This is a genomic window from Bacillus sp. CDB3, assembly GCF_002081505.1.
GTDB lineage: Bacteria > Bacillota > Bacilli > Bacillales > Bacillaceae_G > Bacillus_A > Bacillus_A cereus_AT.
Window position 1 is genome coordinate 1 of the sequence record NZ_ALBR01000041.1, and the last position, 14,348, is coordinate 14,348.

Genomic DNA, 14,348 nt, shown 5'->3' on the forward strand with positions numbered 1-14,348 from the left:
ATTTTATAAGAAATTAGGTTTTAAAGATTCTCATGAAGGATTAAAACTCTCTCTCTAATGAATATAGCTATTTATATACCAAAAAGACGTATATTGTAAGGTAAATTAACTAGAGGCTTCGAAAATTATGGTAATTATCACTGTATTAAATATACAAATTGACACATTGTCTTTCATATAAATTACGTCACTTCAAAAGGTGTACCTTTTGATACGAAAATAAGCAAGTTAATGTTCTCTTTTATGAATGAGAATATTAACTTGCTTTTTAGATTTTAGTAAAAATTATTATAGTTTTATTTTATTGATAGCTTTATAATATAATATACAAATTCTTCACCTGTTTTTATAATTAATTAACAGCATAAATAAAACATAAATTTTATCCATGTTTTAAAATAATATGTATTTTGGAGGAGGTTAATTTGATTTTTTCAAAACTCATTGATCGATATGCCTTGTATGATTTGCACAAAAAAAGAAGTGTCGAGTTTCAGTATACTTCTCTTTCTAACACCTCACTAGATATAAAGGACATAGAATTTTTTTATAAAGTACAACCATCTAATATTCATTTTAACATTAAGCATTCAAAGCAGGAAAAGGAATACATGGTGGGACAATTCAAATATAAAAGCTCGGTTCAATCTGGTGATTCACGCAACGACTCTGTAACTGGGGAATTATTTTTACATAAAAATGCAGATACACCTCATGTCATCTTTGTTCACGGTTGGAGAATGGATTCTAACGAACGTGTAAAAAAAATATTTCACGACCATATGACCAACTTGAAGTGGAATATGTATTATTTCACTCTACCCTATCATTTTGAAAGAAAACCCAACCAATCCTTATTCAGTGGAGAGTACATGGTAAGTGCCAATATTGAACGAACTGTACAAGCCACTAGACAAGCGGTAGCTGATTTACGAGCTTTGATTAAATGGATTAAAGCAAATAATAATGGCCCCTTGATTTTAATAGGAGTCAGTTTAGGTGGGGTTATTACTAACCTAACAGCTCTTGTTGAATCAGAGATTGATGTATTAGCATCCATTTTCTACGCGAATCGACTTTCTTATTCGATTTGGAAGACAAATCCAGGTAAATTTATTAGAGAAGACTTGGAACATCATGGTGTAACGTATGATGATTTAATAGATTATTGGAAAATCACTGAACCGAGTCAAGCATTACCAAAAGTGAAAAAAGAAAATATTTTATTAATTTCAGGTAGGCACGATCTATATGTGCATCCTGAGGATACGGACTATTTGTGGGAATCCTGGGAAAAACCTACGCGATATATTTATACATGTGGGCATGCCGGGATTGTCCTTAAACGTAAAAAAATTGCAATTGATACTATCAATTTTATTCAGAATCGATTGAACTCCCCACACTTTCCCAATGTGATGCCTTAAAGCGAGAAATTACTAAGTACGGAATCTTATACTTGCAATGTTTCATTTTATACTAAGCTCACTTTTAAATCTTCCTTTTTTCTGTTTTCTCCCTTAACCTTACATGATTGGAAAATGATATAGAATTTAGGAAGTAACTCTGAAATAAACTCGCCATATGGAAAAGCGCTACTTATTCACCAGAAATTATTGTTGTATATCCTTCTTATGCAATATTACATATAAAATGCTTTATTTGTTCTGTTATAATTTTAAGAGTAAATTATTCATCCATTAATTTACACCATCCATATCTACAGTTATGGAAAACCTAATTACACATAAAAAAGAGAAGAACATTGGTGAGTTCTTCTCTTTTTGTTTATTTTTTTCATTGAATTGTAATATAATTACAGTATGTGAAATTATACTAATTTAACTTTAAAAGCGAAGTGAAAATAACCGTCACTTCGCTTTTTGCATTTACAATCCTTATTACATTTACTCAATTCAGTATATACTTCCACATTATTTGCTTTTATTTAATCGGTTCCTCTGTTTTTAAAACAAATGAACTTAATGCAGGAACTTTAATTTTATTATCATGGACAACATAAAGTGTTTTACTTCCGGCTTGCTTACCATCTACAAGCACTTTCCAAGGACCTTTCGATGGAAGAGTTATGTCCACGGTTTCTCTGTTTGCATTGTGAGCCACCATAAAGTATTCGCTTTTATTCCCATTGCCCTTTCCATCTATTGTATAAGCTACAACATTTTTGGGAGCATCAATAAAAGATACATGTGTTTTAATTTGCTCTGCAGATGTCATTCGAAAAGCTGGGTACTTTTTCCGTAAATCTATTAAGCCCTTCATATAATCTACTTCATTATTAAATGCTGCACGGCGCAACCAGTCCATCTGGTTAATTGAATCAGGAGATTTGTAACTGTTATGATCACCATATTTTGTGCGCATAAACTCTTGTCCTGCATGTAAGAATGGAATACCTTGTGATGTTAATAAAATAGAAGAAGACAATTTGTGCATTTGTTTTCGCACTTCTTCACTTTCACCTGAATTAGTCAACTCAAGTTTATCCCATAATGTATGATTGTCATGTGCTTCCACATAAGTTAGCACCTGCTCTGGATCTTGATAAGTAGTCGAATTTGTATCATAGTCAATACCTGCCTTAATGCCTTTTTTAATACGGTCTTCCATGTTTTGCTTTCCATTTACAAAACCATTATCTTTATCCTCAAATACACTACCTTTCAATCCATCACGTATATTATCGTTAAAATGAGCAATCCCTTTCATTTTCTCCGCATTTTTTTGATTGGCTTTCAACTCAGCTGCTAGAGGTGTATTTAAATCCCAGCCTTCTCCATGCAGAATAATAGAAGGATCAATTTGATTAACACCTTTACGTATTTCATTCATCGTTTCATAATCATGAATACCCATTAAATCAAAACGGAATCCATCTAAATTATATTCTTTTGCCCAGTATGTGACGGAATCCACCATAAATTTCCTCATCATTTTTCGTTCCGAAGCCGTATCATTTCCTACACCAGTTCCATTGGCAAGTGTTCCATCTTCATTGTAACGATAATAATAACCGGGAACTAACTTATGAAAATTTGATTCAGCGGCATTATACATATGGTTATATACTACATCCATCACAACACGAAGATTATTATCATGCAGTGTTTGAATCATTTGTTTTAATTCAGTTATTCGAACAGTCGGTTCATAAGGATTTGTAGAATAGGAACCCTCTGGAACGTTGAAATTTTTCGGGTCATATCCCCAGTTATATTGTGGTTCATTTAAAGTTTCTTCATTTACCGAGGCATAATCAAATATCGGTAAAAACTGAACGTGCGTAACACCAAGATCTTTTATATGATCAAGTCCTGTTTTTACACCTGCAGGCCCTTTTGTTCCTTTTTCTGTTACCCCTAAATATTTTCCTTTTTGCTTAATGCCACTTTCAGGTTGGATGGAAAGATCGCGTACATGCAATTCATAAATAATAGCATCTTCCGGATTTTTAAATTCTGGTTTTTTGTTTGCTTTCCATTTTTTCGGATTTGTTTCGTTTAAATCAATGACTACACCTTTATCTCCATTTACAGAAGCAGCACGTACATATGGATCAACTGCTTCAGTCCACTTATCCCCAATTTTCACCTTATACGTATAAAAGAGACCTTTTTGGTTCCCTTTAAGTTCTGCTTTCCAAGTCCCCTTTTCACCTTGTTGCATGTTTATTTCAGTACCTATTTTATCGTTCCATTTTTTATATGTAACCAATTTCGCTTCACTCGCAGTAGGAGCCCATACACGGAACTTTGTATGTTGCGGGGTATATATATTACCTAAATCGTTACCACTATAATAAAATAATTTATCAAACTCTTCGCTACGAATGACTTTACCAATTTCTGTATTCGTATTAGCTAAGTTTTCTATTTTAACTTTGTATGTCTGTTTTAAATCAATTTTCTGTTCCGTAATTATTTTCACCTTATTAGTAATATCTCCACCATTTTTATCAAAAGGATTAATTTCCTTAATTTTAATTCCCTCAATTTCAATTTTCTGTTCCTTACTATTAAACGGAACATTAGTCGTTACAGTAATTTCATTAAAACTATCAATAGTAGCTTTTTGAATTGAGAGATCCGAAGAAGGCTTAGAGTCATATATTTTTTCATCACCCGAAAGAATCCATACTTCAGCACGACCGTCCTTTATATTTTCAATCCAACGATCTCCACCGTCTTTCTCCCACTCATTCGTACGAATGATAAAGCCTACACGATTATAGTCACCATCTATTTTAATTTTTGCGTACTTTCCAAATTCATCTTCACCAGTAAATTCATATGAATTACCATTTGCATTTTCTCCCCACATCCAAAGATTCCAGTTTTTTGTGTTTCCAGATTTCTCTTTGTAATGAATGATAATTTCAGTAGCTTTCGAACTTGAAACTGCCTTCACACTCTGAAAAGAGAAAACAGATGATAACATAACAATTATGGTAAGTAATAAAAATGATTTGTTAATTAACCTTTTTGTCATTTGCACCACATACACCCTTTCTTTAAATAGTACGAGCGATTTATTATGCTCGTCTAAATTACACTGCTTAAATTAATGTAGAAACCTCGTTTATTTCACCCCCATATTGACTATTTTCACGTATGTATTCCAATGATCTTTTAATATGAAAACGTTTGCATCAATACTTAAAAAAATAGATTTGTTTTTCCCTTCATATATTTGTAAATACTAAAAGATCAGGGAAATCATTTTAAAGCAATCGTTTGTTATCGCTTTCATTTTATAGCACTTACTATTAAGAGGTCAATATATTATTAATTTTCTGTTTTTATACCCTTTAAATCTTGTATATTTGGGGTAGCTTATTGAAGATAGCCAGCCTGATTATTGCTTAGTAAGTTTATTTTCACTAATACATTGCTACGTAAAAAAACAGCTAATATCCTTAAAATAATATTAGCTGTTTTTTCATAATGTATTAATTAAAGTCCGATATGGGCTTTCACGCATCGCGAAATGTGTAATGCTGATTACATTTTCGGATTTCATTTCCAATTTATTTCCTTCTAAATGCAAATGCTGAGATCACTTCCAAAAATAATAACCCCGCTCTTCATTTAAGACGGGGTTACACTTATACAGCAAATCGGATTCAGATTTTTTTCGAATGTTCGTTTCCTCTTCAGGAGCTAGATCTGCTAGTTTCGTAATTTCTTCAGCTTATTGGTTGCTTTCAACTAAATTCATCATAATTTTAATCAGGATTTCTATTTTATTACTCGAAACCTTGATGCTATCACAAATCGCTCAAAAAATAGATAATGATGTTTATTTTTCAACTCCACAAAGCAATTTTATCTCTTTAATTTGTTCTATATGACGCTGTTCATGCAAATAGATCAGTTCTATCCACTGATCAAGAAGTAATTCTCCAAGAGCTGGATGCGTCACTGATTTTTTCGCTAATATAGATTCATCTTCTATTGTACTCAGGAAACGCATCAATTCTTTTCTAGAGTCGTTTAACAAATCAACCATTTGCTGCACTTCAAATGGTTCTATACTTGGTTCAATCATTTCTGGGGCTATAAATTTTATCGATCTATCTAATAAAATAGTGTGAATTTCTTTACGCTCATTTAATATACTATCCATCTTTTTTAATCCCGATGAAATAACTGTTATAACTCTCTCATCTAATAAAACTAAGTGATGACAAACTTGTGCTATACTCCATTTATCCTTATCTGGTTTCCTATTAAATTGAGCATCACTTAACAAAGTAATTTCCTCAAATAATTGATTTCTAGTTTCATAAAACTTGTCATTTACAAATGTATTCATGTGAATTCTCCTTTCATTAGAACCTACATACTTAGATTCTTACGCTAGAAATATTCTCTATAGAAAAAAGATTTTCCTTCACTATTATTCCAATCCGATCTTTTCTTCCTTTAGTAGGTTCTCTAATTCATGCTGAAATGTATGAGTTCTCTCAATATCCTTGAAGATTTCCTTGAGGTTATCATGCGCTACAGCTACATCATAATACTTTCCACGGAATCCTTTCAATATAACTACATAAAACGTTCCTAATTATCAATCTAGCATTAACTATATGTAAAAAATCACCCTATTCATTCATTTTTAATGCTTATGTATGTACATTTGTTAATTTATTAGTTATATTATGGGTATTGAATGATTACGAAAAGTTAATAAATCGCTTGTATAACACCTTATATTTTTATATCCGTGAAAACTACAAAATGTATAAAATTCCATTTGTCAAATGAATTTAATGCGGAAGGAGGTTTGTGGTTACTTCATCGGGATATAATAATCAGTTTTGAACTGATAAAAATATAGGAGGCGACATAATGTTTCGTACGATTTCAAATTTCATGAGAGTAGCTGAGATAAGAAATAAAATTCTTTTTACACTAGCGATGTTAATTGTTTTTCGAATTGGCACGTTTATTCCAGTTCCTCATACTAACGCAGAGGTATTAAAAGTACAAGATCAAGCCAACGTTTTAGGCATGCTGAACGTATTTGGCGGAGGAGCGCTGCAACACTTCTCAATCTTTGCTGTAGGTATCACACCATATATTACAGCTTCTATCATTGTACAATTACTACAAATGGACGTTGTACCTAAATTTACAGAATGGGCAAAGCAAGGAGAAATGGGCCGTAAGAAATCAGCTCAATTTACTCGATACTTTACAATCATTCTCGCATTCATACAAGCCATTGGGATGTCTTATGGTTTTTAATAATATAGCAGGTGGACAATTAATTACAGATCAAAGCTGGACTACATACTTATTTATTGCGACAGTTTTAACTGCAGGTACTGCATTTTTACTTTGGTTAGGTGAACAAATTACCGCTAACGGAGTTGGTAATGGTATTTCGATGATTATCTTCGCAGGACTTGTTGCGGCGATTCCGAATGTCGCTAATCAAATTTATTTGCAACAATTCCAAAACGCAGGCGATCAGTTATTTATGCACATTATAAAAATGGTCTTAATTGGACTCGTTATTTTAGCGATTGTTGTTGGTGTTATTTACATTCAACAAGCTGTTCGAAAAATACCGATTCAATATGCAAAAGCTGTTTCAGGAAACAATCAATATCAAGGAGCAAAAAATACTCATTTACCTCTTAAAGTAAATAGTGCAGGTGTAATTCCTGTTATCTTTGCTTCAGCCTTTTTAATGACGCCGCGTACAATTGCGCAGCTCTTCCCTGATTCAAGTGTATCTAAATGGATAATTGCGAATCTTGATTTTGCACATCCATTTGGAATGACACTATATGTGGGTCTTATCGTTGCCTTCACATATTTCTACGCATTCGTTCAAGTAAATCCTGAACAAATGGCTGAGAATTTGAAAAAGCAAAACGGATATGTTCCAGGTATTCGACCAGGTAAATCTACAGAACAATATGTAACAAAAATTTTATATCGTTTAACATTTATCGGTGCCATTTTCTTAGGCGCAATTTCAATATTACCGCTTGTATTCACGAAAATTGCTACATTACCACCTTCTGCTCAAATCGGTGGTACAAGCTTACTAATCATTGTAGGTGTAGCATTAGAAACAATGAAGACGCTTGAAAGCCAGCTTGTGAAGCGTCATTATAAAGGCTTTATAAAGAAAGTGAACTAATAAAAAAACACTAGATCTTAAAGATCTAGTGTTTTTTATTCTATAATATTCTATTTTTATCTTTACTACCAAAAAAGGAACTCCTTTTTCTCACCTTCAATATATCTCTTAGCTGTTATAAAGAGTCTCATCATGAATTTATCAATAGTTAGATAATCTGGTACAAAATCTTTTAATGTAATTACTTTGTGACTAACAACTCTATTACCATCTTTTATCCCAAAGGTTTTCACTTCTAAGTATTCTATTTTACCTAAAAGTAAATCTATACCTTGATATATTAGCACTTCAACCAATTCTTTAACTTCTTTATTATCAGGCTTATATTGTGTAAGTCGTCTATTATTATCGTATAAAAAGAGATGTTGAAATTCATTAATAATATAGTCTGCAGACACAGGTATCATATTTTTCTTTCAAAAAAACAGAGTGCCGCTCATTTAGCCCTCTGTTTTAAATTAACTATATTATTGTGCATGTAAAATACCTTGCAAAACAACTTCTAATCCCCAGCGGAATCGCTCTTCTCCACCAGATAACATATCTTCTTTTAGACTTACAATCATTGGATACCTTGCTGTATCTAAAGCCTCATATGAAGCACGAATTGGGTCAAGAGTGGTACCTTTTTCTTTGCGAGCTGTTTGCTCATATGCGACCGAAGCAGCATATAACAGTAAAATATCTACTCCCCATGCCGATGCTCTTGCATTAACCCCACCTTCATGTAGTTGACGCAAAATCTGTTCAGTAAGGGCTAAAGAATTTGGCCCAATTGGAATTGTCATTAAAGCTAATTCTGCCATTCCAGAAGAGTCGAATAAAGTCCGAAAATATGAATGTACAAGTGAAAATAGCTCTTTTTTCCATGGTTCATTTTTCTCATCTGTTATTTCAATTTTCCCTAGACCATAATCTAATACATACGCTCTTAATTCATCAGCATTTTTTACGTATACATATAAAGAAGACGGCCCCGTATCTAATACTTTTGCAATTTTACGCATACTAAGGCCAGAAATACCTTCAGACTCTAATAGGTCATAAGCAGTCTTCACAATGATTTCCTTACTTAACGGTTCTTTTGCTGGTCGTGAACGACGACTAGTAATTGTATTCGTTTGTTCTTCCATAGTTCTCCTTTAGTAAATATATTTTTATTGTTGCTCATGGAGTTGATTCATAAGGTTATTCATTTTCATAGCAGCATCCTCTGAGAAACAAATCTCAAGATTATCATTTGACACTTCAGCGGATTGAGAAGAATAATCGTACATTTTTTCTTCGTAATTTTCAATTGCCTCGTTCAAATTATCATGTTTTACAATAGATAATGCAAGTTCTGCCGCATCATGCATCGCTAGATTCACACCTTCTCCAGCAAATGGAGACATTAAATGAGCAGCATCACCAATTAAAGTAACACCAGGCGTACTTTTCCAAGTTAGTCCAACAGGTAACATATAAATTCGTCTAGGAAAAATCGCACCATCTGCACATCGAATATAATTTTTAAGTGTTTCATCCCAGTCTTCGAAATATTGTAGAAGTTGATGTTTTGCTTCCTCTGAATTTTCAAATGGAATTCCACAATTATCAAGCCATTTTTTCTCTGTTCTAAAACTTAAATATACGCGAATACTGTCATCTCCATTTAATTGCGCAAGAATTCCTTTATGCTCCGCAAGTGCAAATACTTTGCCACGTCGATTAAATTTCGCCATCTGAGGATGATTTTTCGTTACATTTTTCAAATTCAATTCTACCATGCTAATACCAGTATATTGCGGTATAGAATTTGTGACAAGTGGACGAATTCGAGAGAAGGCACCATCTGCTGCTACCACTAAATCAACAGTGTCTACGTGTCCATTTTCAAAATGCAGTTCATGTATACCATTTTCTACGGGAATGGCTTTTGTTAAGTTATAGCCCCAATGTATACATTCCGGATCAACAGAATTTAAAAGTAACTCACGTAAAGTGCCTCGATCAATTTCTGGACGATCTCCGCCATTAGGATCCGCTACTTCGTCTAAATATATTTTTCCGTTCTTATCAAATAAACGAAAATCTTCTCCCTCGTATCTAGCAAGTTCATTGAATTGTTCTAACAATCCTGCTTCTTTAAGCGCCTCTTGTCCGGAATCATGATGAATATCTAATGAACCTCCTTGTTGCCGAATCCATGGTGATGTTTCTCTTTCATATACGACACATTTTAAACCATGTTTCTGTAATATACGAGCTAATGTTAATCCCCCTGGTCCAGCACCTATAATTGCAATACGTTTTTCTGCCTTATTTTTCTTTCCATCATTTATCACACCTTATATTTGATTGAATTACTTGTTTTATTTATAACACAACGTACACTGTTCGTAAAGTACACCGTTCGTTAATCACTAAGCAAATTATGTTAAACTTAATGTGTAAAAATATAAAGCATGTTACAAGTTAGTAGTAACATGCTTTTTAAGTTGATAAAGTAATAAAATTTTATTAACTTAAAAGTCCAATGATTTCTTTTATATTATTTAAATTTCTTTCTTCAATAACTTCCCTTGCTTAAAGTAAACACCCAGCGTAGTTCGATTTGCTAAGAATACACCAATCAAGATTAAACCAGCACCAATTCCCATTGTAGGATTTAATGGTTCTCCTAATACAAAATAACCTACAATAACAGCGATTAACGGAGATACATATAACCACGTTGATGGAAATACAGGATTTGTTTTTGATAAAAGCCAGTAATATAAACCGTGTCCACCGATAGACCCTACAAATATGAGATATAAAATTGGCCATTGTACATTCCAAGATGTTAAGATTGTTAGATTAGGCTGTTCCATTACGATAGATACAATTAACAACAAAACTCCTCCATAAAACATTTGAATGCCGTTAATGAGAAATGGTGATACGTTAGGTAAATCTGAAAGTATCTCTTTAGAACGAATAGAACCTATTCCATAAAACAACTCTCCTATTAATATAACAAGGCAAGCGATACTCCATATTAATGTAAGTTCTTGATGCATTCCAGGTAAAGAAATGCAAAAAACACCAAGGAGTGCTATAACTAAAGCGACAAGTTGTTCTTTTTGCAATTTTGTTTTATTTCTCTTTGATTGCAATAGCAAGATCATCATTGGACCCGTAGCAGATAGAACTGCAGCTAATCCAGAAGAAATATATTGTTCAGCCCAGTAAAGGGTCGCGAATGTCATAAATGTTAAACAAAAACCAGCATATATAATACGTTTCGATATTAAGTAAGGCATAATATCCTTTCGCTTTAATTTAAAAATAATAATGAGAATAAGGCCCGCCAAAAAGAAACGAATTCCAGCTGAAAATAATGGTGGTGCGCCCGCTTCTATTCCAATTTTTATCGTTAAAAATGTCGTTCCAAAAATAATACATACTAAAATATAATTTAAAATGACCATTTTGCTTCCTCCTTTTTACTCTTGAAATGAGTATAGAGGATATGGTGTATAACAGTGTATCAACGCATATAACAGTTGAATAAAAATATAGTTGATTGCCAGAATGTTTTTCGCTTTAATTAAATTAAAAAGAAAAACAGGTGATTCTATGAAGATAGTACTGCGTAAAGAATCCAACATACCATATTACCAACAAATATATATGCAAATCGTTGAGAGAATTCAAAGCGGGATGTTTTCACATGGCGATTACCTCCCTTCCTTACGTTCTATGGCCGATGATTTACAAATTAGTTTATTAACTGTTCGTAAAGCGTATAAGCAGTTAGAAACGAAAGAATATATACGCATTGAGCAAGGAAAAGGTACCTATATACATAAACGTGTGAATATAGATTTAAAACCAATTCCGTATCAATGGCAAAAAACGAAATCCATTAATGTTATGCGTTCTCAATATGTAATGAACCAACACCGTAAATATTTCGATTTTTCACAGGCGGTCCTTTATCCACGTTTATTACCAAATCCGTTTCTTTCAGATGAAATGCACAAATTACTTAATAAGGATCAAATGATACTGGCAACATACGGACCTGTTCAAGGTGATAAAGAACTTAGAGTGGAAATAACAAACTACTTAAAAGAACACCAAAAAGTAGTTACAGATCCATCTCAATTATTAATTACAAGCGGTGCCCAGCAAGGAATTGATTTAATCGCCCAAACGTTATTAAAGCCTGGAGACATAGTGTTAGTAGAAAGTCCGTGTTATGGAGCGGCGCTTGATGTATTTATTAATAAAGGAGTTCAAATTATCCCTGTTAGTCTTGATAACAACGGCATTCGCTCAGACTTAATCGATGATATTTGTCAAAGAAAGAATCCTGTTTTGTTATATGTGAATCCTACTTTTCAGAATCCAACGGGCACAGTAATGAGCAAAGAAAGAAGAATGGAGCTTGTAGAACTAGCAGAGCTTTATCAATTTTTCATTTTAGAGGATGATTCTTTCGGAGAGATATATTTTGAGGATTTTAAAATTCCCCCTCCAATAAAAAGCTTTGATACAAATGGTCACGTTATATATTTAAAAGGATTTAGTAAAACATTAGCACCAGGTCTGCGCATCGCGGCGCTTGCAGCTGAGGGTCCTATTTTTGAATGGTTATATGCCGTGAAAGCTTCGATGGATATAGGTAGCCCCTTATTGACACAAAAAGCACTACTTCCTTTTTTACGAGCGGAACGAATGAAAAATCATTTAGAAAAATTATGTACTGCTTTACAAATTAGACGCGATTTAACAATTGATATATTGTCTCCATTAAAAGAATTAGAATTTGAAATACCTAATGGAGGATTTAACTTATGGGTTACACTCCCTCAGTCAATCGATCCTTTTACATTATTACAAAAAGCGAATGAAGTAGATGTTTCTTTTTTACCCGGCACAGCTTGTCTGTTAAGCCATGAAACTCAATATAATCATTTGCGAATTAGTTATTCAATGTTAAATGAAAAAGATATGTTGATTGGATTAGAAAGATTATATGATACAATTACCAAATTTAAATCAATGATTTAAACTCCAAAACAACAACTAACCTCTTATTTACACAATAAAAAACCAACACTTTTAAATTTTATTAAAAATCAAGATATTAGCTGAACCTATTATTAATAGTGAATTCTTATATAATGTCATACATTATATGTATAGAAATTAAAAGGATAGAAGAGCTTGAATAAATTCGCTCTATCTATCCTCTTTTTAACCACAAATGACTTATCATAGCGGACTTCGCTGTCAACAGAACCCGTATTGCTCTATTGCTATGCTCAAACTTCTTTTTATTACTACTTGTTCAATAAGAGGTGTTTTCTTCCTGTATAAAATTTATTTTATAGGGAATTCATTATACTTATTAAAACAACAATATGATATAGACAAAGCCAAAGAATAAACATAATGGACTATAGAACCAAGTGTCGTATCTAGCAAACTGAGAATGTTTAATTTTTTTGAAAAATCCAACAAATTTAAAATCACCAATTGCCCTAATAATAAAAACTAAAGCACAGACAATACTTCCGATTTTAGATAAACTATTTGCCTGGAACCCCTGCAAATAATCTGCTTGAACAACAATAATGACACTAGCTAGTAGAATAAGAATGGCTATGAATAATGTTCCCCATATTCTCGGAGTAAAAGCAGGCTTATGTTCTCCCTCTTTTACTGGGATAACAGCGGCAGAACCCCATCGACCTCCAAAAGCCCAATAAATATGCAAAAAACTGATAAAACACAGAAGCACTACAGCTACTAATGTTAATAGTAATTTCATTTATTTGCCCCCAATGTCGTAGCTTCAAAAATAACATACACTACCGTATGTTACAGTAAAAATTTTGTCCCTTCAGGTTTTATAACCATATTAGGGACATTAATTATCGAATAATCAATTATGCTTGCGTTCGGAGGCTTTACTTCTTTCAGTCGATGTTTGTACACCCGCTGAAAGAAGTTAAAAGCTCAACCATTTTATCAATATCAAAATTAGGATTTGCTTCAAACCTTGTCATCCAACCTACATACGTTAAATAGGCAAGTCTCGCTCGAGCAATTGATTCAGTTTCGTCTATGCCCATTTTTTGATACAATTTTGCAACACAAGAAATTCTTTGTTCTTCTATATCTAATAAACGTGTTGCCACAACAGGATCATATTTAGCCCAAGCATAAATACCATTCTCAACTTTTTTATCTCGATTAAAACTAATCTGTAATAGCTGTTCTAAAGAGGAATCCTGTTGCTCCATACTTTGAACAATCAGCTTTGTTGCATGAACTTCCCAAAAGTCAAGCATAGAATCTAAAAGTTCTTGATGGTCACGAAAATAGTGATAGAAGCTTCCTTTGCTTATTTTTAGCAATCGAGCAAGTGCTTCAATGCGAACTTTATGTATTCCTTCATTAGCTAATTGTTGTAATCCTACTTTTATCCAGTCTTCCCTCGTTAATTGCATATCATCTCTCCAATAAAATACGGTAGCGTATGTTTTACGTTAGGTTACTACTATTCTCATTTTTTGTCAATTATTCATTCTATATATTTTTTGAACTTTAATGTTGTTAATCATAATATTGATCGTTATCACCCTAGGTAAAATACAAGCACATACTTTAAGTCATATTAGCTTCACATGTAT

The 14,348-nt window shown here is 32.9% G+C and carries 11 protein-coding genes and 1 pseudogene; 4 read left to right on the plus strand and 8 right to left on the minus strand.

The genetic code is table 11. The features are described 5' to 3' along the window. Window positions 1-410 precede the first annotated feature (410 nt). Window positions 411-1,427, plus strand: coding sequence for an alpha/beta hydrolase (locus CDB3_RS11360; RefSeq protein ID WP_128854556.1), 1,017 nt, complete (start codon window positions 411-413; stop codon window positions 1,425-1,427). Between the two features lie 517 nt (window positions 1,428-1,944). On the opposite strand, the gene pulA is transcribed toward CDB3_RS11360, so the two are convergent. Beyond that, on the minus strand, window positions 1,945-4,515 hold the full coding sequence (gene pulA, locus CDB3_RS11365) for a type I pullulanase (RefSeq protein ID WP_128854557.1): 2,571 nt from the start codon (window positions 4,513-4,515) through the stop codon (window positions 1,945-1,947). 804 nt (window positions 4,516-5,319) lie between these two features. Beyond that, the gene (locus CDB3_RS11370) at window positions 5,320-5,835 is read right to left on the minus strand and encodes a DinB family protein (protein ID WP_001091627.1); all 516 of its coding nucleotides are present in this window, start codon (window positions 5,833-5,835) and stop codon (window positions 5,320-5,322) included. 698 nt (window positions 5,836-6,533) lie between these two features. On the opposite strand from CDB3_RS11370, the pseudogene CDB3_RS33090 reads away from it, so the two are divergent. Both CDB3_RS33090 and secY read left to right on the plus strand, forming a co-directional pair. Then, window positions 6,534-6,701 (plus strand): annotated as a pseudogene (locus CDB3_RS33090) (preprotein translocase subunit SecY); the annotation flags it as partial. After that, window positions 6,643-7,677 (plus strand): preprotein translocase subunit SecY, encoded by a 1,035-nt coding sequence (secY, locus tag CDB3_RS11375; RefSeq protein ID WP_372708534.1) that lies wholly within the window; start codon window positions 6,643-6,645, stop codon window positions 7,675-7,677. The pseudogene CDB3_RS33090 and the gene secY, both read left to right, overlap by 59 nt. 65 nt (window positions 7,678-7,742) lie before the next feature. On the opposite strand, the gene CDB3_RS11380 is transcribed toward secY, so the two are convergent. The 4 genes from CDB3_RS11380 to CDB3_RS11395 form a co-directional block, all read right to left on the minus strand. Continuing rightward, window positions 7,743-8,084 (minus strand): NUDIX hydrolase, encoded by a 342-nt coding sequence (locus CDB3_RS11380; RefSeq protein ID WP_128854558.1) that lies wholly within the window; start codon window positions 8,082-8,084, stop codon window positions 7,743-7,745. Between the two features lie 60 nt (window positions 8,085-8,144). After that, window positions 8,145-8,810, minus strand: a complete 666-nt coding sequence (locus CDB3_RS11385; RefSeq protein WP_128854559.1) for a TetR/AcrR family transcriptional regulator — start codon at window positions 8,808-8,810, stop codon at window positions 8,145-8,147. A gap of 24 nt (window positions 8,811-8,834) precedes the next feature. Then, the gene (locus tag CDB3_RS11390) at window positions 8,835-10,001 is read right to left on the minus strand and encodes an FAD-dependent oxidoreductase (protein WP_128854585.1); all 1,167 of its coding nucleotides are present in this window, start codon (window positions 9,999-10,001) and stop codon (window positions 8,835-8,837) included. Between the two features lie 213 nt (window positions 10,002-10,214). Further along, the gene (locus CDB3_RS11395; protein ID WP_128854560.1) at window positions 10,215-11,132 is read right to left on the minus strand and encodes a DMT family transporter; all 918 of its coding nucleotides are present in this window, start codon (window positions 11,130-11,132) and stop codon (window positions 10,215-10,217) included. Window positions 11,133-11,280: 148 nt separating this feature from the next. Here CDB3_RS11395 and pdxR point away from each other — a divergent pair, with 148 nt between their 5' ends. Next, window positions 11,281-12,720 carry a MocR-like pyridoxine biosynthesis transcription factor PdxR gene (gene pdxR, locus CDB3_RS11400; protein WP_128854561.1) on the plus strand — a complete coding sequence of 480 codons (1,440 nt, stop codon included), beginning with the start codon at window positions 11,281-11,283 and terminating at the stop codon, window positions 12,718-12,720. Between the two features lie 340 nt (window positions 12,721-13,060). On the opposite strand, the gene CDB3_RS11405 is transcribed toward pdxR, so the two are convergent. Beyond that, entirely contained in the window at window positions 13,061-13,483 is a 423-nt protein-coding gene (locus CDB3_RS11405; RefSeq protein WP_128854562.1) for a DUF3995 domain-containing protein, read from the minus strand. 148 nt (window positions 13,484-13,631) lie between these two features. Then, window positions 13,632-14,165 (minus strand): TetR/AcrR family transcriptional regulator, encoded by a 534-nt coding sequence (locus CDB3_RS11410; RefSeq protein ID WP_128854563.1) that lies wholly within the window; start codon window positions 14,163-14,165, stop codon window positions 13,632-13,634. Window positions 14,166-14,348 lie beyond the last annotated feature (183 nt).

Coding starts and splice junctions, on each gene's coding strand:
- pdxR (WP_128854561.1), top strand. CDS start 11,281: ATGAAGATAGTACTGCGTAAAGAATCCAACATACCATATTACCAACAA.
- CDB3_RS11380 (WP_128854558.1), bottom strand. CDS start 8,084: ATGATACCTGTGTCTGCAGACTATATTATTAATGAATTTCAACATCTC.
- CDB3_RS11385 (WP_128854559.1), bottom strand. CDS start 8,810: ATGGAAGAACAAACGAATACAATTACTAGTCGTCGTTCACGACCAGCA.
- CDB3_RS11405 (WP_128854562.1), bottom strand. CDS start 13,483: ATGAAATTACTATTAACATTAGTAGCTGTAGTGCTTCTGTGTTTTATC.
- CDB3_RS11410 (WP_128854563.1), bottom strand. CDS start 14,165: ATGCAATTAACGAGGGAAGACTGGATAAAAGTAGGATTACAACAATTA.
- CDB3_RS11370 (WP_001091627.1), bottom strand. CDS start 5,835: ATGAATACATTTGTAAATGACAAGTTTTATGAAACTAGAAATCAATTA.
- CDB3_RS11395 (WP_128854560.1), bottom strand. CDS start 11,132: ATGGTCATTTTAAATTATATTTTAGTATGTATTATTTTTGGAACGACA.